The organism is Actinoplanes xinjiangensis (genome assembly GCF_003148685.1).
GTDB lineage: Bacteria > Actinomycetota > Actinomycetes > Mycobacteriales > Micromonosporaceae > Actinoplanes > Actinoplanes xinjiangensis.
This window is the reverse complement of sequence record NZ_QGGR01000022.1, coordinates 1-23,489: the sequence shown is the minus strand read 5'-3', so window position 1 is coordinate 23,489 and position 23,489 is coordinate 1. Positions and strand designations below refer to the sequence as shown.

Sequence of the window (23,489 nt, the reverse complement as noted above, 5' to 3'; positions counted from 1 at the left end):
CCGGGTCCCCGACGGTACGGCCGGGTCAGTTCTCCACGAGGGTGCGCAGTGTCTGGCGGAGCTGATCCGTCGCGTTCGGACTGATCGCGGCAAGGAATGCGCTCTCGGCCCGGCCGTGCGCCACCTGGGCCGCGTCGAAGGTCTGCATCCCCTGTTCGGTGAGCTGCACGACGTTTCTGCGCCGGTCGGTGGGGTCGGGCCGCCGCGTGATGATGCCCTTGCGCTCGAGCACGTCCAGCAGCGCCACCATCGTGGTGCGGTCGATGCCGAGCGTCTGCGCCACCTGCAGCTGCGACGCCGGCTCCCGGTGGGCCAGGACCCGGAGCGCCCCGAAGTCCTTGCTGTCAATCCCCAGCGGCTCCAGCGCCGCGTCCGTCAACGCCGTGAGCTTCAGGGTCGCGTGCTTGAGGAGGTACCCCAGGACTTCGTGCGGATCGGCGGTGGCGCTCGGCTCGGTGGACACGGGTCCCATCTTAGGCTTAGCCTGATCGTCAGTAGTACTGACGATCAGTTCTGCTGCGAAAGGCGTCACCATGATCCTCGTGACCGGAGGCCTCGGCTTCATCGGCTCCCACACCGTCCGCGCCCTCACCGACGCCGGCGAGGAGTGCGTTCTGCTCCAGCGCCGCACCCCGCAGGTCCCCCCGCACCTGGCCGGCCTGCCCGTCCACGTCGTCCAGGCCGACGTCGCCGACCTCGGCGCCCTGCTCGCCGTCGGCCGGCGGTACCCGATCACCGGGATCGTGCACCTCGCCGTCGCTCTGCCGTGGCCGGTGACCGACACCGACCCGATCGAGGCCACGCGGGGAGCACTGGATGCGTTCCTCAACATCGTCCGCGCCGCGCAGGCCTGGGGCGTGCGCCGTGTCGTGACCGCGAGCACCATCGGCGTCTACGGCTTCGCCTCCGCGGGCGCGCTGACCGAGGACGTGCCGATCCCCCTGGCGCACTTCCATGCCATCCCGACGTTCAAGAAGGTCACCGAACTTCTTGCCGGCCACCTCTCGGACGTGACCGACGTGGACATCGTCAACGCACGCATCTCCGGCACGTGGGGCCCCGGTGGTCACCTGCCCGACCCGTTCTTCGCCGCCCCCTCCCTTGCTCATGCCGCGGCTCGGCGCAGCGAGCCCGACCTGTCCGGACTCATCGCACCGCCACACGCCGAAGATGCTCTCGACCTCCTCTACGTCAAGGACACCGGTCGCGCGGTCGCGCTGCTGCAAATCGCCGGGAAGCTGAACCACTCCACCTACAACGTCGCCTCCGGCCGCGCCACGAGCAACGCCGACGTCGTCACCGCGATCACCTCCGTCGAGCGCGACTTCCAGTGCGAACTCCCCTCGGCCGGAGACCGCCCGGTGAGCTGGCTCGACATCACACGCCTGCGCGAGGACACCGGATTCGAGCCCCGGTACGACACCGTCGCGGCCGCCGCTGACTACATCGCCTGGCTGCGCGCGGGAAACCAGCGGTAACCCCCGCAGCCGCCTCTGCCGTCGTCACGCAGATCGATCAGGAAGAGAATCAGTGAACGTTAACATTCGTCATCGGTTTAGCTTTCGTGAAGTGAAAACCGACCTCGCACGAGAATGAGGGCGGCGAAACGTTTCGACGAACCCTGTCAACGGAGATCGAATAGTTATCGCTAACATCGGTGCTCGCTTATGTAATCGATCACCGAGGAGAACTCTGTGCGCTCGTTCCGTCGTGTACTGACCGCGCTGCTCGCCACTGCGGGGCTCACCGCCGCGCCGCTCGCCTCTCCCGCGCACGCCGCCGCGGACGACCCCGTCTGCTACCGGGGACCGAGCCCGTCCGCCTACTACAAGATCACCAACGTCCGGACCGGTAAGTCGCTGAACGTCGCCCGCAGGTCGAAGGCGGCGGGTGGCCCGATCATCGAATGGCCGTACGCCGGCGCGACGAACGAGCAGTGGCGGGCGCTCTGCGTCGCCCCGTTCCAGTACAAGCTCGTCGCCCGGCACAGCGGCCAGGTCCTGGACCTGGCCGGGGGCGGAACCGCAGCCGACGCGGCCGTGATCCAGAACCCTTACACCGCGACGCCGACGCAGAAGTGGGGCATCTGGCGGGTCGGGCAGTCGGGCGCCCTCGCCACCTTCCAGCTCTACAACCAGGGCACCGGCAGGGTCGTCGAGGGCGGCACAGTCCTGAGGCAGGCCGCCATCGAGGAGGGCGACGACAGTCAGGCGTGGACTTTTGAGGAGGTCGCCCCGGTCTGACCGGGTTGTGGACGGTCGTCACCGGCGGCGCTGGTCGGTGGAACGGCGAGACCGGAGGGCGCGGTGGTCCACGTGGGTCCGGGTTGGGGTCCGGGTCGCTGACACGGCGCCGTAGGTCACCGATCGCGGCCGCGGCCGGCCGCCTCACCGACCGCGGCCGCGATCGGTGAGGCGGCCGGCCGGGGCGCGTGCGGGCGCGGCCCCGGCCGCCGCGTCAGGGGGAGGTGCAGGTGAGCGCCGGCGTCCCGGGTGTGCCCGAGGCGATGAACCCGAAGGTGGCAGAGCCGTCGGCGGGCAGGTTGCCGTTCCACGAGACGTTGCGGACGCTGACCGTGGAACCGGACGAGGTCAGCGTGCCGTTCCACACCTGGCTGACCACGGAGCCGGCCGGCAGCGTCCAGGAGACCGTCCACCCGGCGGGCGTACCGCTGCCGGCCTGGACCTTGACCTCACCCTGGTATCCACCGTTCCAGGTGCTCGCCGCCCGCAGCGTCGCACCGCAGGCGCCGACCGGCAACGACGGCGACGACGACGGTGAGGACGAGGGTGACGAGGACGGTGACGACGAGGGGGAGGACGAGGTCGGCGACGGTGACGGCGGGTTGGTGGCGCTGCTCGCCAGGCTGTACGCGAGATCCGGCTGGAACGATCCGGCCGCGTACCGGCAGCCGTCGGCCTCGCCCGGCGGCTTGATCCACAGGTACGCGTCGATGTTCGCGTCCCCGGTGTTCACCGTCGGGTACTGACCGATCCGGCGGTCGGTGTTGTCGTCACCGCACCAGTCACCACTGGCGCCGCCGTTGCGGCTGGTGTCGATCACCTGCCGTTTCCCGCTGACGCCCTGCCCGTTCAGTGCGGCGATGATCGAGCGCCCGTACGCCGACTCCGCGCTGGTCGGCTGGAAGTTGGAGGCGTTGGTGTAGAAGCCGTCCGCGGCGGCGATCCCGGCAGCGGCGAGGCGGGACGCCTGCTCGCCGGCACTGTTCCATGCGGAGTGCCCGCCGTCGAGGTAGACCTTGGCGTTCGGGTTGCCGGCCTTCAGCGTCTGCGTCGCGGTCCGCAGCGCCTGGTTACGGGCTGCGATCTCACTGCTGTTCAGGCAGGTGAGCAGAGCGATCGAGTCGGGCTCCAGATTGAGGACGACGGTCCGGTCGCCCAGGTTGCGGGCGATGTTGCCGATCCACGTCTGGTACTGGTTGAGGTCGGGGGCACCACCGGAGCTGGCGCCGCCGCAGTCCCGGTTGGTGATGCCGTAGACGGTCAGGGCGGGAATCTGCCCGGCCGCGTTGGCGGCGCCGATGTAGGTGGCGACCTCCGCACCGACGGTGGAGATGTTGAAGTTCGACAGCCAACGGGTGGCCGGCTGGCTGGCGACCCGGTCGCGGATCACGGTGGCCCGCGAGTCGCCGGGGTTGGCCTCCAGCCAGCGGGCGACGGCGGTGTTCGGGTCTCGGTAGAGGGTTCCGGAGATCGTGCCGGCCGAGGCGGAGCCGGTGGCGACCAGAACGCTTGCCGCCGCCACGGTGGTGCAGGCGGCGGCGACGGCGAAGACGCGGGATCGGGACATGGGCGCTCTCCTGGGGACGGGGGGTGGGAGCGCTCCCAAGTTAATCGTATCGATGTCTGTAGGCAACATCTGGGCAAAGTTCGGCGTCCCCGCGCCCAAACGGATGCCCGGTGCGTCCCCCGGACCGGCCGCGCCGCCCACCGGGGACCGGCGGGCTGCGCACCTGCACGACCCCTTCGGAACGCCGGGCCGTCCTCGACGACCCGGCCTCCGGGATCACCGCATCGGCGTGGCAGATGAACGCTGCACAGGTCCCTCGTCGGTACGGTTGCGGCATGGACGCATCCGGTTCCGCCCGGCAAGCACCGGCGCCACTACCGATCATCGCCGTCGCCAGCGGCAAGGGCGGAGTGGGTAAGTCGAGCGTCGCGGTGGCGATCGGACGTCAACTGGTCGGTCGCGGCCGTAGGGTCGGGCTGGTCGATGCGGATATCGCCGGGCCCGACGTGCCGCGCATGCTGGGCCTGCGCCGCGACGTGCCGGCCCGGTCGATCACCCTCGCCCGGTGGGGACGCGCCGGTCAGGGCGGCTCGGACCTGGAGGCCATGGAGGTGGACGGCCTCAAGGTCGCCTCTGCGGGCTTCCTGATGGCCGGCCACCAGGGGCTCGCACTCGGCTCGGATCTGGGTGACCTGATACTCGGCCGGCTGATCAGGGAAACAGCCTGGGGTGACGTCGAAGCCCTCGTCGTGGATCTGCCGCCCGGCATCAACTTCACCCAGCAGGGGGTGCTGTCCGGCGCCGGGAGGGTGACCACGATCCTGGTGGTGACGCCGGCCGAGGTCGCCCACCTGGATACGAGCCGGTCCCTCGGCACGCTCCGGCAGGTCCGGACGCCCGTGCTGGGCGGGGTGGAGAACATGGCGTACTTCGCATGCCCGTGCTGCGGCGAGAAGACCGACCTGCACGAGCCGGCTCCCGAGGAGCGCACGATCTGGGCCGGCGGTGTCGAACGGCTCGCGCGGCTCCCGTTCCGTCCCGGCGCGGTGATCGACCCCGTCGATCTCGCTCCCGTTGTCGATGCGGTGGAGACGCACATCGCCGGGTGATCCACTCCCGATCCTCGTCCGACCCGTATGTCAGCGATGCCGAAGGCGTTGATCAGCGTCGTAGGCACGGCCCTGCCATGGCGTCCCCTACCCCCGGGTGCCGCCCCACCGTCTGGTGGCGCGGTACCCGGGGCGGCATCACTGCGAGCGCGGGTCGTTGAACCAGTTGTCGCTGAACTGGCGCAGCGCGGCCAGGTCGAACGACTCACACGTCAGCGTCTCGAACGCGGTGAGCGCCCGGACCGGCTGCTTCTGATCCGGAGCCGGGCCACCGACGATTCGGGTGCCTTCCGGGCTGATGACGTACGCCCGGAGCTGGTCGAGTTCGACGGCCGGCAGGGACGGCTGGTACTGCACGATGACGAAGCCGTCGCCGAGCACGTGACCGAAGTCGTCGCTCGGGGTGGCCTCGGTCGTCTCGTAGAAGTCCTTCTCCGGATGTCCGGCGTCCGCCGCGTTCGGGAACGTCTCCGTCCTGGCGGCCACCGTGCAGGCGCCGAGCGCGGTGCCGCGGTCCTCCTCGGGCGCGGTCACCGCCAGCACCGACAGGACCGAGGCCGCGATCAGGCCGGTGACGGCCAGGGCCGCGTACGCCGGCCGGCGGGCATTCGACGCCGCGGCCAGCCGGGTGACGGCCTTGCCGATCAGCAGCATCACCAGGATGCCGAGCAGCTGCCCGATCTCCACGCCGACGTTGAACGCGATGACCCGGGCCAGTAGCCCCTCCTCGGGCAGGCCGAGGTCCTGCAGCCGGGTCGACAGGCCGACACCGTGGATCAGGCCGAAGATCAGGACCCCGGCCCCGAACAACCGCCACCTGTCGCGCGGTCCGAACCAGCCGACGACACCGACGAAGACCAGACTCAACGCGATCACCACATCGACGGCGGTGGCGTTGACCTGCCAGCCGGCCAGCGTCGCGATGATCAGGGTGGTGCTGTGCCCGGCCACGAACACCGAGATGAGCTTCGCCGCCCGCCGCCACTCGCCGGCGAGCAGCACGATACCGGCGATGAACAGCAGGTGATCCCAGCCGAGCAGCATGTGCTCGATGCCGAGCGGGATGAACTCCCACACGGTTTTGTCCGCGGCTGAGCCGCCGATGCCGTGCGCCCATGCCGTGGCGGGGGAGACCACGACTCCGATGATGCCGAGTATCAGAGCCGTCAGGATCCGGGTACGCCCGGCGGTCACTGCGGCGGAGCCGTTTCCTGCGCGGCGACGACGTAGTCCTTGCCGTCGACGGTGACGTACGTGATCTCGAAGCCGATGTCGGTCAGCCCGGCGTGCGAGGCCAGGTGCCGGATGCCCAGCCGCGGGGCGTCCTCCGGGCGGACCAGGAACGTACGGGCGTTGCCGTCGGGCAGGTTGATCACCACCTGCTTCTCATCGGCCGACACCAACAGCCCGACGATGTTCGAGTACGCGGCCGCGGTTGCCGCGGGTGCCGCGGTGGACGGAGCCGTACCGGGTGCCGGCGTGCTGGTGGCCGTGGTGTCGTCGCCGCAGCCGGTCAGCAGGACGGCGAGAAGCAGCACGGCGGGAACGCCGCGCGGAACACTGATGCGCACGATAAGTCCTTGTCAGAAGGCATGAAGGATCGCCCGACATCGAGGCCGGGCGCGAGAAGACGGGGAGAGGTATGCCGCTACGGCTCAGCCGCGGGCGGAGGCGGTCGGCGGCGCCCGCCCGGCCATTGCCAGCGCCTGCCACGTCCGGCGCAATGCCACCGGGCGCCGAACGACGGCCGGAGGCTTGTGGGCGTTGCGGTAGGAGGCGGTCCGCCGGATCCGGGCCGCGAGACCGAGCACCTGCTCGAGACAGTGCCGCCACACCAGAGCGCAGGCCGCACTGATCAGGGCGTGCACCGCGCAGCCCAGCAGGAGGACCCCGGCCGGCGGTACGTCGTGCGCGCCGGCAGCGGCGTGTTCGCCGAACTCCGCCGCGACGAACGCCGTGGTGCTGAGCAGGCTCGACCGGTGCGCGACGGAACTCATCGGCCGGTGGCGGCGCGGGCCGGCGCGAACACGGCCGGCCATCGCGGCCATGAACACGGCCAGCACCGAGCCGGCGGCCAGGCACGCCGTGAGCAGGATCGCGGCAGACAGATGAAGGTGACCGTGAGCACCTGGATTCCCGTGGTGGTGCCCGGCATGCGCGAGTAGCCAGTCGGTGCATGCATGGGCGATCAGCCAGCCGAGCACGCCGGCGGACAGCGCCGACACGACCGTCAGAAGACGGCCGCCGCGCTGCCCGGGAAGTGGTGTCGGTTTCGTCATGTCCTCGGGGTCATTCACGCCGGATGTCCGGTCTGCCGGTCATGCTAGAGCGAAGTAGCGGCCGGTGGCCTGTCAGCGCAGGCTCCGTAGCATCTCGGCGAACGCGCAGGGATCACGCAGGTGCGGGAAACGGTCGGCGCCGAGGTGCGGCTGCGGCGTCTCGCCTGCGTGGACCCGGGCCGGCGCGGGCGTCGAGGTCCGGGTCCGGGCGGGCGGCCAGGTCAACGATTCGAGGTACGCCGCCCGCAGCCCCCGATCCTCACGGGGGACGGCGAACTGCCGGTACGGCTCCGGCACCGCCGCCAGATCGTCGCCGGTGACAGCCGTTGTTCCCACGCCGAGCACGGCATGGGTGGCGTAGTGGTCGGCGAACGTCTCCGCGATCATGGTGGCCTCGGCGTGGGCGACCAGAATCGGTGCGCGCCGCAGGTCGAGGCGGCTGATCATCATGGCCAGGTCGTGGGTGAGCTGGTCGAGGTGGTAGTGCTCGCGGGGCGCGGAGTCGCCGTGGCCGGGCAGGTCGACCGCGATGGCGGTGCAGGAGTCACCGAGGTCGGCGGCCACCGGCCACCACATGGTGCGGTCGGACAGCAGGCCGTGCAGCAGGACGATCGGGCGGCCGTAGGCGCCCCATCGGTCGTACACGAGAAGATTCTTCGGGGTTCCGTAGGCATGGGTGGTCCGGCGTCGGGGTTGCGGGTACACGTCGATCGTCTCTCTGGTCTGCGGGACGCGAAGCAGGCGCCGTCCGCGACGCGCATGGCGTGGCGGGAGCGAAATGGTGCCTGAGATGGGTGCGAAGGCGCAGGCCTCCTACACCCGCAGCACGCCCAGCAGATGGAGATCGACGTCAGGTGGCACCGGAGGCGCGGCACGGGACGGGGGAACCGGGGAGTCCGTCGCACTGCCGCACGCGACCGCGAGGGCGACGACGACGTCCGGTGCGGTGAGGCGGGAACGCGGCGTCAGGTTCGACACGACATCGGCCTCGTGGCGGTGCCCGTGTTCGGGTATCGGCGCACCGATGTGGTGATGCTGCGTCACGCACGCCGCACCCGACACGTGGTCGTGCTCCGCGACGGTGTAGTGGTGCTCGTGGTCGACCGGGAACATCGCGATCGCGGCGAGAAGCAGCAGAAGCATGACCACCGCGGCACCCGCACCCGGGCGCGGGCGTCCGGGCCGGCGCGTCCGGTACGGGTCCGCGGTCATGTCGTCCAGTTAACCAGCTGCCGCGGTCGGACGGTCCCTCCGGTCGTGTGACAGTTCACGGTGGTGGCCGTCGGCGTCGTCCGGGTGTGCCTGCGGAGAGGATGCCGTGAGGTGAGTCCTCTCCAACCGGTGTGGAACTTCTCAGCTGCGCGATGCGACCAATACACGATGCCGCGAAGCGGGCGGCCACGTTCATCAGCCTGTTCGCCCTCGGGCACAGCATCACCCTGATCGTCGCGACATTGGCCGGGTGGCGGGTCAACGCGACCCTGGTCGACATCGCGGTCGCGTTCAGCCTGGTCTTCGTCGGTGTCGTGGGGGTCGTCGGCAGGCCGGCGGACTGGCGCTGGTTCGGTGCGGCCGTGTTCGGGTTCGGCCTCGTACACGGCATCGGCCTGGCACCCCGGCTACAGGACCTGGACCTGCCCGCCGACGGCGTGCTGTCGCGGGTGTTGTTCTTCAACCTCGGTGTCGAACTGGGCCAGCTCGCCGCCCTGCTGCTGATGGCCGGCGCGGTGCGGCTGCTCGGCAGGGTCCGCCCGTCACCACAGCGGATCCGGCTGGCATACGGCGCCCTGATCGCCGCCGGCATCGTCGCCGCCGGAGTCCTCACCGTTCTCGAGGTCACCGCGAAGGAGGAACCGGCCGAGGCGGTGAGCGCGAGCTGTCAGGTCCGGGAACGCACCGGCACCTACCCCGGTGGTGGCGGCCACCCGCCGAAGGACTTCTACGAACCCGGTGAACAAGCACCGGCGAAGGCGTTCGGGCACGTCGTCGGTGACGGGTTCGTCATCGTGCGCTACCGCCCGGACCTGCCCGCCGACCAGCTCGCCCAGCTGCGGGCCTACGTCAACGACAAGTCGTCCGGCAAGGTCGTCGGCGGCCCCGACCCGGCCCAGACCGAACCGGTCAAGGCGGTGCACGCCTACCGTACGGAGTTGGTGTGCTCGGCCTTCGATCTGCCTGCCGTGCAGGAGTTTAGCAAGGCCTGGTTCGCCGACCCACGGTCGAAGTCCGCCGGCTGACGATCCGGCCGCGTCGGACCGGCGAACCCGATCCGTCCGTGAGGGATACGGCGATCACCGGGCGGATGCGGGTCGAGCGGCGGGCAGGCTGATCCGTACGGTGAACCCGTCGCCGGGTTCGGCGCGGATGTCACCGCCGTGGTCGGCCACGATCGCCGCGACGATGGACAGGCCGAGCCCGGCGCCGCTGCTGTCGCGATGCGCTCGTGCCGGGTCGACGCGGAAGAACCGGTCGAACACCCTGTCGCGCACCTCCGCCGGCACGCCGGGCCCGTCGTCGGCGACCCGCAACACGATGCGGTCGCCGCCGGCGACCTGCCGTTGCAGGTGCAGGCGGGCGGCTGTGCCGGGCGGGGTGTGCGCCCGGACGTTGGCGAGCAGGTTGGCGACGACCTGGTGCAGGGCCATGGCGTCGCCGCGGACCAGGCCGGTGCCGGTGGGCGGCAGGTCGGCGGTGATCGGCCGGTCGGCGTCGACCGCGCGGGCGTCGAGTACGGCATCGCGGACGATCTCGGCGAGGTCGACGGTCCGGCGGGTTTCCTGTCGGCCGGGTCCGCCGGTGGGCTGGTCGAGGCTGGCGAGTTGCAGCAGTTGGTCGACCAGGGAGCCGACCCGTTCGGTCTCCTGGCGGATGCGGCGCATCGCGGTGGGGATCTCACTGTCGGGGATGGCGCCGCGCCGGTAGAGGTCGGCCCAGCCACGGATGGCGGTCACCGGTGTCCGCAGTTCGTGGCCGGCGTCGTCGACGAACCTGCGCAGCCGCTCGTCGGCCTGTTGCCGCTCGTGCAGGGCGGTCTGCACGCGGTCGAGCATGCCGTTGACGGCGGCGGCGAGTTGTCCGATCTCGTCCGAGGTTGCGGCCGGCAGCCGGCGGGTCAGGTCACCGGCGTGAATGCGGGTGGCCTCGTCGGCGACGGCGGTGAGGGGGCGTAGCCCGTACCGGATGAGGTGTCTTGTCAGGCCGGCGGTCACCAGCAGGATGACCAGGACGGTGCCGCACCAGATGAGCGCGAGGCGGTCGTGCAGGCGGCGTTCGCCGTCGATGGGCTGGCCGGCGAGCAGCCACGTGCCGTCCGGCTGCGGGCGGGCGGCCAGCCGCCACGCGCCGTCCGGGCCGGTCACGGTGATCGGGTGTGCGGCCTGGACGGCCGCTGCCGCGGCCTCGGCGGTGGGTGCGGCCGGGCCGCCGCGGCCCTGGATCTGCAAGATCGATCGGGTACGACCGGACGAGTCGACGATCTGCAGGGTCACGTCGGTGTATTCGCCGGTGGTGGCGAGCGCGGCGGTGAGCCGTTCGTCGCGTTCGCCGGACAGCAGCTGGAAGATCAGGGTCATGAACGCCACGACGGTGATCAGCAGGATCGTGGTGACGACGGTGACCATGAGCATGATGAGCCGGTGCCGCAGCGGCCGCCGGTGATGTGTGGCGGCGATACCGGTCATACCGCGCCCGGTCGGGGGCTGCGCAGCTGGTATCCGACGCCGCGGACGGTGCGGATCAGTGGCGGGTCGCCGAGTTTGCGGCGCAGGTAGGAGATGTAGTTCTCGACCACGCCGACCTCGCCGGCGAAGTCGTACTGCCACACCTGGTCGCGGATCTGTTCCTTGGAGACGACCCGGCCGGTGTTGAGCATCAGGTAGTTCAGGAGCCGGAACTCGGTCGGCGACAGCGAGAGTGGCCGGTCGTCGCGGTTGACGTCGTAGGTGTCCTGGTCCAGGACGAGATCGGCGACGTGCAGCCGCCTCGGGCGGGCGACCGCGCCTCGCCGCAGCACCAGCGCCACCCGGGCGATCAGCTCGTCGAGGTCGAACGGCTTGCGGATGTACTCGTCGCCGCCGGCGTCGGTGAGTCCGGTGACGGCGTCGGCGGCCTGGTTGCGTGCCGTCAGGAACACCACCCGGATCTGCGGCAGCAGCCCGCGCAGCCGGTGGCACACCTGGAAGCCGTCCAGATCGGGCAGCATCACATCCAGGACCACCAGGTCCGGCCGGAACGACTCGGCGACGGCCAGGGCCTGCCCGGCGTCCCCGGCGGTACGCACGTCGTAGCCGACGAAACGCAGCGCGGTCCCCAGCAGTTCGCTGATGTTGGGTTCGTCGTCGACCACCAGGACTCGTTCGGTGTTGCTCACCGGGCCAGTCAATCAGCCGTCGCCGCGTACCCGAACCGCCGCAGCGGTTCTCATGGGGAACTCAGAGGAAACCGGGAAGCCCTGGGGAGGATGCACCACTGTGCTGTCCGGCATGACGAGAGAAACCGCAACCGATCCGGACGTGGTCGTGGACGTCGAGAAGATCGTGAAGACCTACCGGTCCGCCTCGGCGGAGTTCCGGGCACTCGACGGCATCGACCTGCAAGCACGCCGCGGCGAGTTCGTGGCGGTCGTGGGCCGGTCCGGCTCCGGCAAGTCGACCCTGATGAACCTCATCGCCGGTCTCGACCAGCCGACCTCCGGACGTCTGCGGGTGGCCGGCACCGATCTGGAGGGGCTGAGCGAGAATCGGCTGGCTGCATGGCGTGGCCGTGCCGTCGGTGTGGTCTTCCAGTTCTTCCAGCTGCTGCCCACGCTGACGGTGGCCGAGAATGTCGTGCTGCCGATGGAACTGAGCCGCACCGTCGGCGTCCGGCAGCGCCGGGACCGCGCCCTCGACATGCTGAACCGGGTGGGCCTGCGCGCCCACGCCGACAAGTTGCCCGCCACGCTCTCCGGCGGCGAGCAGCAGCGGGCAGCGATCGCCCGGGCTCTGGTGAACGAGCCGCCGGTGCTGGTCGCCGACGAGCCGACCGGCAACCTGGACACGCACACCGGCGATGCCGTGCTGGACCTGCTCGGTGAGGTCGCCGCCGCCGGAACCTGTGTCCTGATGGTCACCCATGAACGGGACATCACCCGCTGGGTGCACCGGACCGTCACCCTTGCCGACGGCCGGGTCGCGGCATGACCGGGGTCCGTTCCCGCAAGGTGGCCCGCGACCTGCGCCGCAGATGGGGCCGCACGACCGTCGTGGTGGCCGCGATGGGTCTCGCCGTGCTCGCCGTGACCGCGGTGTCGACCAGCTATGCCGTCGCCCGGTCCCAGCAGCGGACCGGCTACCTCGCCACCGATCCGCCGTCGGCGACGATCAGCGCCCGCGGTGTCACTCCGGCCGCGGCCGAGCAGGTTCGCGCCGTGCCGGGGGTGGCCGCGGCGGACACCAGTCGGACGCTCACCGCACGGATCCGGCAGCCGGGGGCCCGGCAGTGGGAGCCGTTGCGGTTGACGGTCCGCGACTCGTACGCGGGCAACCGGATCGCCCGGCTGACACCACGCGACGGTGCCTGGCCGCCGGTGGACGGGCAGATCGTGCTGGAGCAGTCCGGGCTGCGGTTGCTCGACGATATCGGCAGCGGCGAACACGTCGAGGTCGAGCTGCCCGGGTTACCGGTCCGGACGGTGCCGATCGCCGGGACCGCCAGTGATCCCGGCCTGCCGCCCAGCTGGGTCGAGGGCATGGTGTACGGCTACGTCACCCCGCAGACCGTGGCGGGCTTCGGCTTCGCGGCCACCCCGGCCGAGGTCCGCATCCTCGTCGACGGGGACCGCACGGACGCTGCTCACATCAGGTCGGTCGCCGACGCGGTGGCGCAGCGGCTCACCGCGGCCGGCGTTTCGGTGACCACCGTCGACGTCCCGGAGCCCGGGGCCCATCCGCATCAGGAGATCATGAACGGCATGCTGCGGCTGGAGCTGCTGTTCGGGGCGCTGGCGCTGCTGCTGAGCGTGCTGCTGATCGTCACCGTGGTGTCCGGGTTGCTCGCCGGGCAGGTCCGTGAGATCGGCACGATGAAAGCCGTCGGTGCGACCTGGCAACAGATCGCCGGCGGTTATCTCGCCGGCACCACAGTGCTGGCGGTGGCGGCGTGCCTGATCGGATGGCCGCTGGGGCGGCTGGCCGGGCTCGGTTTCGTCGGGTTCATCGCCGAGTTCATGAACTTCGAGGTCACCGACGACTCGATGCCGTGGTGGCTGATCATCGCCCAGCTGACCGCCGGGATCGTGGTGCCGCTGCTGGTGGCCGCGGTCCTGCTGATCCGCGCCTGCCGGGTGGCGCCGGTGGCGGCGATGCGCGACCACGGGGTGACCGCGCCTCGCATCGCCGGTGGTGGGCGCCTGGCCCGCGGCACCCGGCTGCCGCGCCTGCCGCTGCTGGGCGTCCGTAACGCCGTGCGCCGTCGCGGCCGGCTCGTGCTCGCCAGCGCCGCCCTGGCCGTGGGCGGGGCGATGTTCATGGCCGCCTTCAACGTGTCCGACGGGCTCGCCGACACGTTCGTCGAGCAGACCATCGCGGCCGAGCCGTACGACCTGACCGTCATGCTGGACCGGCCGTACCCGGTCGACCGGCTCGAACGGGCGGTCACCGCGGTACCCGGCATCGCCCGCGCCGAGATCTGGACCTCGGCGCCGGCGACGTTCCCCGCCGGGCGGACCGGGCAGATCAGCGGTGTCCCGTCCGCGAGCCTGGACCTGCGACTGAAACTGACCGCCGGACGATGGCTGCAACCCGGAGAGCAGCGGGCCATGGTGCTCAGCGCCGACTATGCGCAGGAGAATCCCGGAGCCACCGTCGGATCGACGCTGACCACCCGTACCGGTGATCAGGAGACCGGCTGGACCATCGTCGGTGTCGCCGTCCAGGTCGGCTCCCCGTCCGCCTGGGTCGACCGCGACGAACTGGCTGCCGCCAGCGGGACCGCGGGCACCGCCGACACGATCCGGCTGATCAGCCAGGCGGTCGATCCGGCGCCGCTACGACAGGACCTCGAGAAGGCTCTGACCGGTGGTGGGATGGCGGTCGCCGGGGTACGCACCCAGGACGACATCCGTAAGGTCCTGGTCGCCCATCAGATCATCTTCGTGGTGTTCCTGAACCTGGTCACCGTGATCAGCGTCGTGGTGGGTGGTCTGGGACTGGCGACCATCCTCACGGTGTCGATCACCGAACGGACCCGGGAGATCGGCGTCCTGCGGTCGCTCGGGGCCACCGATCGTGCCGTGCGCGGTCTGATCCTGGCCGAAGCCGTCACCATCGGTGTCGTGAGCTGGCTGGTCGCGGCGGTGGTGCTGGCTGTCCCGGCGACTCTGGCCTTCGGCTCGATCTTCGGTGATCTCCTGCTCAACACACCGCTGGCCGTGACGGCCAACGGCTTCGCGGTGGTCGGCTGGCTGCTGCTGGTCTGCGGGATCTGCGTGGTGGCGGCCCTGCTGCCCGCACGCCGGGCCGCCCGGATGACGGTCCGGCAGGCACTCGCCTACGAATAGGGCACTGGGGCGTCTCTCACCAGTCTCCCGGTGACTACCGACCCCGGGAACGTGAGCGTGCTGCCATCGGCGCCACCCTGTCGAGGAATTGACACGCCGATCCGGAGGTCCGTCGCGTACCAAAGAAGGGAAGGACTGCGGAAGGGGAGGCGTGCGACGCTGGAGCTTGCTGGGGCTTCTCGGCGTGCTGATCGTGGCCGGCGCGGTGTTCGCCGTCCGGAGTGTCCAGGACGAGCCCGAGGTGACGGCTACCGCTTCGGCTCCCACACCGTCAGCGACGTCGCAGGGGCCGGCCTCGGTGTTGCCGGTCAGCCACTGGGAGGCGAAGTACCTCGACGGGTGGGAGTTCGAGCGCGAGAACGGGCTGCCCGCGAGCCGGTCCGGCGACAGCTGGAACCACTACAGCCTGTCCTACGACGTCGACGCGAACACCGCGATGTTCCAGGCCACCGGTCAGACCCGCTACCTCGACCGGGCCTTGGAGTACGTCGAGAACGTGACAGCCTCCGCGAAGGCGTCGTCGTCGCTGCCGACCAGCCAGTACCGCGACCGGTTCCTCGGCTGGGTCTCCAACCGTGAGGATTTGCAGCCGAACGGCGTGGAGGTGCCCCTCTACGAGAGTTATTTCTGGCGGCACGCCACCACCCTGTTGCGGGTCGTGCGGCAGACGCCCGGGGTTCACGACGATCCCCGCTACCGCCAGCGCTACGAGAGACTGCTCGGTTTCGCCGAAGAGCACGTCTTCACCAAATGGCAGACCCGGGGCGAGAAGGACAACATCTACCGCGACCGTACGCACATGGCCGCCCACTGGGCCGCGATCAGCCTCAACCTGTCGCTGATCACCACCGACGACGGCCGCCGGGCCCGCTACCGGACCGTCGTGGACACCATCGACCAGCGACTGCGTGCCCAGTTGCGCCCGAACCCGGCCGACGCGACGGCGTACTTCTGGAACGACCAGTGGGGCTCCGAGCAGCGACCCGGCCAGGACGTCAGCCACGCCAACGGGGTCCTGTCATATCTGGTCGAAGCCAAGGACCACGGCAACTTCTGGACCGAAGCCGACATGGCCGCCTTCGGCGTCCTGCTCACCCGGGTGGTGTGGCCGGACGGCACAAGATACGCCGCCTACGTCGATGGCACCGGCAGCGAGAACGGCTGGTTCTCCGACGGATTCGCCAAACTCGGCCGGTACGAAGCGGCCGTTCAGCAGCGGCTGGAAAAGCACGAAGTCGCCAACCTGCACTTCGCCGCGAACATGGCCCTCAACGCCAGCCGGCTGAGCTGACCTGACCGCACAAGGACAGGGGTTTCTGAAACGACATGGATTTCTGAAACGCCGACGGAGAAGTCCGCTGCGGAGGCTCCCGTCGGGGACTCGTCGCCCTGTCGGGAACGCAAAACGGCGGCCCGCTGAAAAAGCCGGGCCGCCGAATCGTTAAGCGACGATCAGAGCGGGCGGATGTTCTCCGCCTGCGGGCCCTTCTGGCCCTGGGTCACGTCGAACTCCACCTTCTGGTTCTCGTCGAGGCTGCGGAAGCCACTCGTCGCGATCGCAGAGAAGTGGGCGAAGACGTCGGCGCCGCCGTCGTCGGGGGTGATGAAGCCGAAGCCCTTGTCAGCGTTGAACCACTTCACGGTGCCTGTAGTCATAATCTGCTCCTTCGCAGGTCGCTGGAGGCCGCACCTTACGGTCTCGCGAGCCGCTGCGTTGATCACCCGCGTCGGAACCGACTTAAAAACGAAAGGCGCCTGGACGGGTTCACGTAACCCAAAGAGGCGCCATAAGCGTCTACGGAAATCAAAACTGCAACGAAGTAAGCGTAGCACGGTGCCGAGGTCGCCGTGCGGATACTCCCGTTTTCAGGAGTTCGCCCAGCTCAACAGCGATCAGTCGTCGTCGGACTCGGCTGAGGACACTCCGGTGATCGAGCAGGTCCCTGACGGGGCCGGGGGAGGAGATGCTCACGCGGCCGGTGTCGTGCGCCGGGCGGTGAGCACTGTGGCGGTGATCGCGTCGGCCCATCGGCGGGCCTGGTCCGGCTCGCCGTCGATGAGTGGCTCGGTGATGCCTACGACGTGAAATGACTTCGGTGGGGCAACCATGTGGCAGCCGAGCGCATGCAGCCGGCGGTAGGCCTTGCAGGCTGCTGATCCGGGCAACAAGGGTTTTCTCATCCTGGTGTCGAACGCTGCCGCATACATGCCGGTCAGCCAGGGTGTGTAATCGAGGTACTCGCGGATGCCGATGCCGGGTACGCCGGCTCCCACCGTCGTGCCGTGCCGGATCGCGTCCGCGCGGGTCCGAGGGCGGCTCATGCTGAACGCGTGCGTCGGAGCGCCGACGATGAGCAGATCTGCGTCGCCGACCGGCGGCATGACGCGTACGTCGGCAAGGGTGACGTCGAAGCTGGCCTTCAGGCGTTCGGCGACAACGTGGGCGATCGCCTCGGTGTTGCCGAACATCGACTCGTAGACGATGAGTGCTTTCATGGCGGCCTCCCTACATCAAAGGGTGCTCCTTCAGGATCTGCCGGGGCTGGGATTCCTTGTCGGCGGGTGACAGGCGGCGAAGCAGGGGGTCGGTCTCGGCGCGGACGGGAGCGAGACGTAGTTCGGCGTCAACCACCGTCAGACCGTTCGTCCCGGCGAGTACCAGGTTCAGGGTCAGCTCGGCGATCTCCGGGTGATCCTCGGCGAGCCGGTCCAGCCGCAGCATCAGGTTCTCCAGAGCCGCGGTGTCGTCCGGTCGTGTGCTCAGCAGCGATGCGCAGGCAAGAGATCGCCACATCTGCCTCGGGTCCGCCTCGGTCATCGGCGCCGGCCGCACCGCCCATCCATCGAACGTGTCACCGTGCGCTCCGCTGGGGCCGAGCAACACCAGCGACCCGAACAGCGGGTCGCGGATCACCGTGGCCACCAGTTCGACCGGGGATGGGGGGTGATGTCGCACCGGCATCCCGAATGCGATCGGCGTGAGGATCGTGATCCCGTATGCGGCGAGGATCCGCGCGGTCAGCTGACGGGGTTGCCGGCCTGTCCGCGTGGCGATCGCCTCGCTGACCGTGGCGCCGGCTCCATCTTTGTCTATGCCGGGCAGGTCGGCGTGCCGAACGTGGGGGTGACGCAGCCAATCGGCATACCCGGCGGCATGGGCCAAGGCCCGGACCGCACGTTCCGGATCGTGGTAGATCGGCGCGTGCCGTTTCCCCAGGCCTGGACCGACGTCACCGGTGTACCCGCTGAGCACTATCGCTATGGGTAGGTCGGAGTATCGGTCGACGACTGGTCCGAGTGCGGCCAGGATCAGGTCCGGCCGGTTTGCCCGAGTGCAGGCGACGGCGATCAGCAACATGTCCGCGGAGCCGCTGTCGGCTACGGCGGAGGCGGCGGACGCGAAGGTGACGGGTATCGCGTCGCCGCTGAGATCGATCGGGTTGTCCATACTTGTTGCCTGCGACGTCACACGGGCCACCTGCCGCCGGGTGCAGGCGCGCGTTGCCGGTAGCCGCAGTCGGACCGCTTCGGCGGTGTCGGCGGCGAGCCGGCACAGGTCGCTGGAGTTGCTCAGGATCGCGAGGCGTGTCCCGCTTGGGAGTGGCTGGTCGGTGAGTATCCGGGCCGTGTCCAGTGACTCGTCGATGGTTCTCGGGCGGACGACTCCGGCTTGGCCGAGCATGGCATCGAGCGCGGCGGTGTGCAGCCCGTCGTCCCGCCCGCCCGGTGGGCGGTCTCCTGCGATGGCAAGCACCGGCTTGCGTAGTGACAGGGAACTTACGGTACGGGCGAACTTGCGAGGGTTGCCGTACGACTCCAGGAACAGCGCGACGGCGCGGGTGGCTGGGTCGTCGTACCAGTACGCGAGCAGGTCGTTGCCGCTGACGTCGGCCTTGTCGCCGAGTGCCACCAGCGTCGAGACTCCGGTGCCGGTGCAGACGGCGGCTTCCAGGACCTTGGCGGCCACCGCCGGGGATTGTGCCGCCACGCTCAGTCCGCCGGCCCGAGGCGACGCCGGTACGGTACTGGCGTCCAGGCGTACCCGCGGATCGGTGTTGACGACACCGAGGCTGTTCGGGCCGACCAGCCGGATCCCGTGAGATCGAGCCAGCCGCAGCACGTCAGCGAGCCGATGGCGGCCGGCCTCCGTGTCCTCGAAGCCTGCACTCAGCAGAATCGCCGCGCGGGCGCCGGCTGCCGCGCCGTCGGTCAGTGCGGCCGCGACCTGGTCTGCAGGAACCGCGATGACCAGTAGATCCACCGGTTCCGGAACGTCGCGCAGGCTGCGGCGCACCACCAGCCCGTCGACGACGGTGCCGGCCGGATCGATCGGGTAGAGACGACCGGTGAAACCGTACTCACGCAGGGTCTGCAATGCCTCTCGGCCGGTACTGTGCCCGGCGTCAATGACGGCGACCGAGCGCGGGTTGAATAGCGGCTGCAGGGACGCCCGCTCGGCGGTACGGTCCCGTTCGTCTATCGCCTGCCGGGTCTGCTCGTCATCGCCGGTGTGCAGGCTGACGTCTACGATTCCGCGGTCGAAATGGGTCATGGTGCGGGAACTCAGATCGTGGGCGACGCGTAGCATGCCCCGGTTGGCGGGTAACACCTCACCGACGAACTCGGTGATGCCCAGGCGACGACCGCGGGCCGTCAGGTGCTCCAGAAGCAATGTGCCGATACCCCGGCCGTGATCGTGGTCGGCGATGAAGACGGCGAACTCCGCACGTGGCCCGTCGCCCATCCGTTCGCAGGACGCCACCCCGACCAAGCGGTCGCCTTCGCATGCCAGCAGCGCCAGGAACCGATCCGAGGCCGGACGGCATAGCCGGTCGACCTCGGCGGCCAGTGTGGCGGAGCCCGGACGGGCGAAGAACCGTAGGCGCAGATTGTCCGGTGACGCGTCGGCGTACAGCGCACTGATGGCCCGGCGGTCCCGCGCGGTGATCGGCCGGATCGAAACGATCCCACCGTCGACGGTCAGGGCATCGGCGATTTCGGAGACTGCCGGGCGGTGGTGGGTGGTCACCGGTGTTCCTGGCGCGGGCGGTCCACGTAGACGGGGCAGTCGGCGTGGTGCAGCAGCTGCAGCCCGGTGGAGCCGAGCAGCGTGCCGACGATCACGCCGTGGCCGCGGCTGCCGACCACGACCAACTGCGTGCCGTGCGAAACACCGACCAGAACTGCGGCAGCGCTGTCGTGCGACACCAGAGTCTCGACCGCGACGTTCGGATACTTGCCACGCCACGGCGCGAGCTGCTCCTGCAACCGGGCACGCTCGGCGGTGTCCTGCTCAGGAGTGGCGATGGTGGCCGCCGGAACGGCATAGCTGTAGTACAGCGGTACGGCCGGCAAGTAGGTGCGGATCGCGACCAGCCCGCTGCCGCGGTCGGCCGCGGCGGCGAACGCCGTGGACAGTACGTGCTCGGCCGCGGCGGAGTCGTCCACACCGACGGCGATCGGTCCCTCGGTGGCTTCGGTGCGTCCGCGCACCACGACCACCGGGCAGGAGGCGTGCGTCGCGACCCGCTGGCTGACCCCGCCGAGCAACAGGTCGGCGAATCCGCCGTGCCCGCGGCTGCCGATCACCAGCAGATCCGCCCCGTCGGCTGCGTCGAGCAGCTGCGCGGCCGGACTGCCGATCAGGGTCACTTCCATGACGTTGACCGACGGGGCGACGGTGCGGGCTTCCGCCGCTGCGGTTGCGGTCACGGTTTCGGCGAGTTCGCGGGCCATCTCGAAGTTGTCGGCGCCGAAGTCGTAGCGTGAGGTGTTCCAGTCCCAGTCCAGGACGTGCACGACGCGCAGACTCACGCGCCGGCGTGCGGCCTCGCGGGCCGCCCACCGTACTGTCGCCGATGTTGCGGCGCCGTCGGTGGCGACGACGATGGTGGGAGTTCGCATGGCTCCTCCTTCTCCAGCACTCCCCTTCATCGTGATCGCCGTCGATGCCAGGTGTGCAGGGCGACACGTCATGCCCGGCCGTGCCGAAAGGCCTGCACCACACTCATAGCCGTGCCGATTCGTGCTGGTCCATGGGCACGACGGCGACCGGGCAGGATGCCCCGGTCGCCACGGTCAGCGGCACGTCTCCGGTGCTGGCTCGGCCGAGGACACCGCGTCGCTTGTCACCGACCACGAGAAGCTCCCGGCGAACGTGCCGTGCCCACGACTGCCGAGCACGAGCAGTCGCGCGCCAGTCGCGGCCTTCAGCAATGCCTCGACCGGGTGGCCCTGCACCACTCTCGGGATGACCGTGACAGGCGTCCCGGCGCCGTCGGCCACCTCGGCGATCGTGTCGTCGAGAACCTTCGTCATGTTCATGGCATAGGTGTCACCCTCGAACGCGACGCTGGTCCAGCCATAGGCCGTACCGTAAATAGCCGGATCCTGCCAAGCGGTCACGGCCTCGATGACGGCGCCGGTCAGCTTCGCCTGACCCATCGCCCAGGTCAGGGCGACCTTCGAACCGGGCGAGCCGTCGACTCCGACGACGATCCGGGCAGCGGTCTCGGTGACTTCAGCTGGCATGCCGGGCTCCCTGGCGGTCGGTGACGCGGTGGGTGCCGAGCGCTTGCCGGCCATCGGCGGGGCGTCATCCCGAGCGTGCACCTGATGGGATGGGGCAGGCAGGGCCGAAAGGCCCCCCAGGCGAGCACCCGCCTCGACATCGTCGTTGAGGTCTCCGCCGCGACTCAGGGACGATTGTCGACGGCGTACGCGATTCGACAAACGGGGGTAATGGACAATGGCAGATGGAAGGGATGGGGGGCTCGGAGAGCCGCACATGTCGGGTAGGTCCACTTCGCAGCATCGCGTCGCCGCCGGCGCCGGCGCCGGCGGAGGTTCCTGGCCCATTGCGACTCGCCGGCGAGCGCCACCATGCCTTATCCACAGCCTGCCGGGGGGCCGTCCTTCAACGAGCGTGCGTCCTCGGCGGAGCCGACCGCCCACCGGTCTCGCTGGTCCGTGCTCGGAGTCCCGCCGAGTCAGGTCTTGAAGCCCTGTGCCGTGGGCGCTGCGGAGTCGTAGGGTCGAGCGGTAGGAGTGGCGCCGATGTGAAGCGCTGGCTTACCTCCGCGTCCCGCGGGGGATACCCCCGATCGTTTCGCCTCTCCGAGATCTCAGGAGGCGACCATGAATGTCTCGACGAGAACTCGATGGATGACAGCCGCGGTCAGCGCGTTCGTCGCAGCCGCAATGGTGCTGAGTGGTATCTGGCTGGCGGTCCGCGACAACGCAACGGGCGGCACGGCGCCACCAGTCGCCGGCGCGCCGGCGATCCCGGGCCCGAGCGAGTCCCCCAGCTCGGAGCCGGGCACCGCGCCGACCATGATGACGGTCAAGGTCTACTTTCACCGCGGCCCGGCCGACGATCCCACCAAGGTGGTCGCGGTACGGCGCAGTGTGCCCCGCAGCCCGAAGGTCGCCACCGCGGCACTGACCCAGTTACTGGCAGGACCCACCCAGGCGGAGCGCGCCGCGGGCTACTGGTCGGTTTTCACCTCGGCGACCGCCGGAAAGCTGCGCAGCGTCCGCATCGCGGATGCGGTGGGCTACGCCGACTTCAACGATCTGCGGCCGGTCATGCCGACCGCCGGATCCAGTGCGGGAACGGCAGCGTTCCTGGCGGAGCTGGATACCACCTTCAAGCAGTTCGCCACCGTGCACCGGACGATCTACTCCCTCGACGGTGACGTCGCCACGTTCTACGAGTGGCTGCAGTTGTCTCCGCCGGAGAACACCATGCCGCCGCTGGCCGAGGCTCAACGGGTCGCCCGCGTCTGGCTGGCCCAGGTGGCTGGCATGCGGAACATCGCCGTCCAGGGTTCGCAGTGGCGCAGCGACTTCATCGCGACGGTGGACATCCGGACCCGGGTCGGCGAGGGCCGGTCCGTATCAGGCCCACTCAGCCGGGTGCTCCTGGGCAAGACGCGTACGTCGTTCACCGTGCTGGGCGTCATCACCGACACCATCGTCGTCGACCGGCCGGCTGCCGCCATCACGCTGAGTGACCTCGCGGTCGTCACCTCGCCGCTGACGATCAGCGGCCGGGCACTCGCCTTCGAGGGCAATATCAACATCCGCGTGGTGCAGATCCACAACGGCACCGTGCGGGAGCTCGCCGTCGGCCACGTCACGGGAGGCGGAGACGTGATGCGACCCTTCACCGGCCAGATCGCCTTCACAACACCGAGCACCGACACCGGTTGGGTGCTTGCCTCGGAGCCGTCCGCGTACAACGGTGCGGTCACCAAGGTGACTGCCGTCCGGGTGGCCTTCACCCACCTACCCGGATAGCCGTAGGGCCGGCTCACCTGGTCGGCACGAACCCGGCCGGGTCCCCGTCTGGCATCCTCCGCACGCGGGTTGCCAAGGGATGGACAGTGCTGGGCGATGGCGGAGTCCCGTCGCATCTGCGCGATCGTCCGGAGCCTTTGATGTGCACACGCAGGTGGTACATGTCCTGCCGGGACCTTGGCTCTGGCCCGTTCGGTTGTCGGGGGGCTGTGCTGGGAAGCAGGTGCACCCTCGTACGGGAGGACGGGATACAGATGAACGTACGCATCGTCGCCGCCGCGATCTTCGGCGCATCACTGCTGGTCCCATCGTCTGCGGTGTCCGCCGTCGACGGCTACACCAGCCGATTCCGTTGATCACCAGCCACAACAGGCCAACGATCGGCCACAGTCAGCCGTGATGATCCGTCAGATGCGCTCTAGGTGGCTGGTGTTAAACGCGGGTTGATCAGAGTTTCTGATCAACCCGCGTCGGTCTTTGTGGGCTGCTGCGGGTGAGAGACAGCGGCGGCCG

The 23,489-nt window shown here is 69.8% G+C and carries 22 protein-coding genes; 8 read left to right on the top strand and 14 right to left on the bottom strand.

Annotated elements, in window-relative coordinates:
- Positions 1-25 precede the first annotated feature (25 nt).
- Positions 26-463 (bottom strand): MarR family winged helix-turn-helix transcriptional regulator, encoded by a 438-nt coding sequence (locus BC793_RS35465; RefSeq protein ID WP_203896474.1) that lies wholly within the window; start codon positions 461-463, stop codon positions 26-28.
- Positions 464-533: 70 nt separating this feature from the next.
- On the opposite strand from BC793_RS35465, the gene BC793_RS35460 reads away from it, so the two are divergent.
- Both BC793_RS35460 and BC793_RS35455 read left to right on the top strand, forming a co-directional pair.
- Positions 534-1,478: an NAD-dependent epimerase/dehydratase family protein gene (locus BC793_RS35460; RefSeq protein WP_109600594.1), complete on the top strand. Its 945-nt coding sequence runs from the start codon at positions 534-536 to the stop codon at positions 1,476-1,478.
- 216 nt (positions 1,479-1,694) lie between these two features.
- Positions 1,695-2,243 carry an RICIN domain-containing protein gene (locus BC793_RS35455; protein ID WP_158319471.1) on the top strand — a complete coding sequence of 183 codons (549 nt, stop codon included), beginning with the start codon at positions 1,695-1,697 and terminating at the stop codon, positions 2,241-2,243.
- 214 nt (positions 2,244-2,457) lie between these two features.
- Here the strand turns inward: BC793_RS35455 and BC793_RS35450 are convergent, their stop codons facing one another.
- Positions 2,458-3,810 carry a glycoside hydrolase family 6 protein gene (locus BC793_RS35450; RefSeq protein ID WP_109600590.1) on the bottom strand — a complete coding sequence of 451 codons (1,353 nt, stop codon included), beginning with the start codon at positions 3,808-3,810 and terminating at the stop codon, positions 2,458-2,460.
- A 275-nt stretch (positions 3,811-4,085) separates the two neighbouring features.
- Here BC793_RS35450 and BC793_RS35445 point away from each other — a divergent pair, with 275 nt between their 5' ends.
- The gene (locus BC793_RS35445) at positions 4,086-4,859 is read left to right on the top strand and encodes a P-loop NTPase (RefSeq protein ID WP_158319470.1); all 774 of its coding nucleotides are present in this window, start codon (positions 4,086-4,088) and stop codon (positions 4,857-4,859) included.
- Positions 4,860-4,997: 138 nt separating this feature from the next.
- On the opposite strand, the gene BC793_RS35440 is transcribed toward BC793_RS35445, so the two are convergent.
- From BC793_RS35440 to BC793_RS35420, 5 genes are all read right to left on the bottom strand, one after another.
- A complete protein-coding gene (locus BC793_RS35440; RefSeq protein WP_158319469.1) occupies positions 4,998-5,996 on the bottom strand; it encodes a HupE/UreJ family protein in 999 nt (332 codons plus the stop codon).
- A 53-nt stretch (positions 5,997-6,049) separates the two neighbouring features.
- A complete protein-coding gene (locus tag BC793_RS35435; RefSeq protein WP_109600584.1) occupies positions 6,050-6,430 on the bottom strand; it encodes a hypothetical protein in 381 nt (126 codons plus the stop codon).
- An 84-nt stretch (positions 6,431-6,514) separates the two neighbouring features.
- Complete coding sequence (locus BC793_RS35430) at positions 6,515-7,138, bottom strand: hypothetical protein (protein ID WP_109600582.1); 624 nt, start codon at positions 7,136-7,138, stop codon at positions 6,515-6,517.
- A gap of 72 nt (positions 7,139-7,210) precedes the next feature.
- Positions 7,211-7,783 carry an alpha/beta fold hydrolase gene (locus BC793_RS35425; protein WP_109600581.1) on the bottom strand — a complete coding sequence of 191 codons (573 nt, stop codon included), beginning with the start codon at positions 7,781-7,783 and terminating at the stop codon, positions 7,211-7,213.
- A 168-nt stretch (positions 7,784-7,951) separates the two neighbouring features.
- Positions 7,952-8,350 (bottom strand): hypothetical protein, encoded by a 399-nt coding sequence (locus tag BC793_RS35420; RefSeq protein ID WP_109600579.1) that lies wholly within the window; start codon positions 8,348-8,350, stop codon positions 7,952-7,954.
- 152 nt (positions 8,351-8,502) lie between these two features.
- Between BC793_RS35420 and BC793_RS35415 the strand changes: the two genes are divergently transcribed.
- Positions 8,503-9,375, top strand: a complete 873-nt coding sequence (locus BC793_RS35415; protein ID WP_109600577.1) for a HupE/UreJ family protein — start codon at positions 8,503-8,505, stop codon at positions 9,373-9,375.
- 54 nt (positions 9,376-9,429) lie between these two features.
- On the opposite strand, the gene BC793_RS35410 is transcribed toward BC793_RS35415, so the two are convergent.
- Both BC793_RS35410 and BC793_RS35405 read right to left on the bottom strand, forming a co-directional pair.
- The gene (locus BC793_RS35410; RefSeq protein WP_109600575.1) at positions 9,430-10,818 is read right to left on the bottom strand and encodes a sensor histidine kinase; all 1,389 of its coding nucleotides are present in this window, start codon (positions 10,816-10,818) and stop codon (positions 9,430-9,432) included.
- Positions 10,815-11,507, bottom strand: a complete 693-nt coding sequence (locus BC793_RS35405) for a response regulator transcription factor (protein WP_239170458.1) — start codon at positions 11,505-11,507, stop codon at positions 10,815-10,817. Before BC793_RS35405 ends, BC793_RS35410 begins: the two co-directional genes overlap by 4 nt.
- Positions 11,508-11,619: 112 nt before the next feature.
- On the opposite strand from BC793_RS35405, the gene BC793_RS35400 reads away from it, so the two are divergent.
- The 3 genes from BC793_RS35400 to BC793_RS35390 all read left to right on the top strand — a co-directional run bounded on the left by BC793_RS35400 (position 11,620) and on the right by BC793_RS35390 (position 15,966).
- Complete coding sequence (locus BC793_RS35400) at positions 11,620-12,318, top strand: ABC transporter ATP-binding protein (RefSeq protein ID WP_109600810.1); 699 nt, start codon at positions 11,620-11,622, stop codon at positions 12,316-12,318.
- Entirely contained in the window at positions 12,315-14,675 is a 2,361-nt protein-coding gene (locus BC793_RS35395) for an ABC transporter permease (protein ID WP_109600571.1), read from the top strand. Before BC793_RS35400 ends, BC793_RS35395 begins: the two co-directional genes overlap by 4 nt.
- Before the next feature lie 151 nt (positions 14,676-14,826).
- Complete coding sequence (locus tag BC793_RS35390) at positions 14,827-15,966, top strand: hypothetical protein (protein WP_109600569.1); 1,140 nt, start codon at positions 14,827-14,829, stop codon at positions 15,964-15,966.
- 161 nt (positions 15,967-16,127) lie between these two features.
- On the opposite strand, the gene cspE is transcribed toward BC793_RS35390, so the two are convergent.
- The 5 genes from cspE to BC793_RS49890 all read right to left on the bottom strand — a co-directional run bounded on the left by cspE (position 16,128) and on the right by BC793_RS49890 (position 21,206).
- A complete protein-coding gene (gene cspE / locus BC793_RS35385; protein WP_109600809.1) occupies positions 16,128-16,331 on the bottom strand; it encodes a transcription antiterminator/RNA stability regulator CspE in 204 nt (67 codons plus the stop codon).
- Between the two features lie 312 nt (positions 16,332-16,643).
- Positions 16,644-17,171 carry a flavodoxin family protein gene (locus tag BC793_RS35380; protein WP_109600567.1) on the bottom strand — a complete coding sequence of 176 codons (528 nt, stop codon included), beginning with the start codon at positions 17,169-17,171 and terminating at the stop codon, positions 16,644-16,646.
- Positions 17,172-17,181: 10 nt separating this feature from the next.
- Positions 17,182-19,704, bottom strand: a complete 2,523-nt coding sequence (locus BC793_RS35375) for a GNAT family N-acetyltransferase (protein WP_239170459.1) — start codon at positions 19,702-19,704, stop codon at positions 17,182-17,184.
- A complete protein-coding gene (locus BC793_RS35370; protein ID WP_109600564.1) occupies positions 19,701-20,579 on the bottom strand; it encodes a universal stress protein in 879 nt (292 codons plus the stop codon). Before BC793_RS35370 ends, BC793_RS35375 begins: the two co-directional genes overlap by 4 nt.
- A 174-nt stretch (positions 20,580-20,753) precedes the next feature.
- Positions 20,754-21,206, bottom strand: a complete 453-nt coding sequence (locus BC793_RS49890; protein ID WP_158319468.1) for a universal stress protein — start codon at positions 21,204-21,206, stop codon at positions 20,754-20,756.
- Between the two features lie 633 nt (positions 21,207-21,839).
- Here BC793_RS49890 and BC793_RS35360 point away from each other — a divergent pair.
- Positions 21,840-22,976 carry a Gmad2 immunoglobulin-like domain-containing protein gene (locus BC793_RS35360; protein ID WP_158319467.1) on the top strand — a complete coding sequence of 379 codons (1,137 nt, stop codon included), beginning with the start codon at positions 21,840-21,842 and terminating at the stop codon, positions 22,974-22,976.
- Positions 22,977-23,489: the final 513 nt, after the last annotated feature.

What these genes read in the sequence shown, in the direction of transcription:
- BC793_RS35415 (WP_109600577.1), top strand. Translation starts at nt 8,503, where the DNA reads ATGCGACCAATACACGATGCCGCGAAGCGGGCGGCCACGTTCATCAGC.
- BC793_RS35420 (WP_109600579.1), bottom strand. Translation starts at nt 8,350, where the DNA reads ATGACCGCGGACCCGTACCGGACGCGCCGGCCCGGACGCCCGCGCCCG.
- BC793_RS35430 (WP_109600582.1), bottom strand. Translation starts at nt 7,138, where the DNA reads ATGACGAAACCGACACCACTTCCCGGGCAGCGCGGCGGCCGTCTTCTG.
- BC793_RS35400 (WP_109600810.1), top strand. Translation starts at nt 11,620, where the DNA reads ATGACGAGAGAAACCGCAACCGATCCGGACGTGGTCGTGGACGTCGAG.
- BC793_RS35370 (WP_109600564.1), bottom strand. Translation starts at nt 20,579, where the DNA reads ATGCGAACTCCCACCATCGTCGTCGCCACCGACGGCGCCGCAACATCG.
- BC793_RS35380 (WP_109600567.1), bottom strand. Translation starts at nt 17,171, where the DNA reads ATGAAAGCACTCATCGTCTACGAGTCGATGTTCGGCAACACCGAGGCG.
- BC793_RS35460 (WP_109600594.1), top strand. Translation starts at nt 534, where the DNA reads ATGATCCTCGTGACCGGAGGCCTCGGCTTCATCGGCTCCCACACCGTC.
- BC793_RS49890 (WP_158319468.1), bottom strand. Translation starts at nt 21,206, where the DNA reads ATGCCAGCTGAAGTCACCGAGACCGCTGCCCGGATCGTCGTCGGAGTC.
- cspE (WP_109600809.1), bottom strand. Translation starts at nt 16,331, where the DNA reads ATGACTACAGGCACCGTGAAGTGGTTCAACGCTGACAAGGGCTTCGGC.
- BC793_RS35410 (WP_109600575.1), bottom strand. Translation starts at nt 10,818, where the DNA reads ATGACCGGTATCGCCGCCACACATCACCGGCGGCCGCTGCGGCACCGG.
- BC793_RS35450 (WP_109600590.1), bottom strand. Translation starts at nt 3,810, where the DNA reads ATGTCCCGATCCCGCGTCTTCGCCGTCGCCGCCGCCTGCACCACCGTG.
- BC793_RS35395 (WP_109600571.1), top strand. Translation starts at nt 12,315, where the DNA reads ATGACCGGGGTCCGTTCCCGCAAGGTGGCCCGCGACCTGCGCCGCAGA.
- BC793_RS35445 (WP_158319470.1), top strand. Translation starts at nt 4,086, where the DNA reads ATGGACGCATCCGGTTCCGCCCGGCAAGCACCGGCGCCACTACCGATC.
- BC793_RS35360 (WP_158319467.1), top strand. Translation starts at nt 21,840, where the DNA reads ATGACAGCCGCGGTCAGCGCGTTCGTCGCAGCCGCAATGGTGCTGAGT.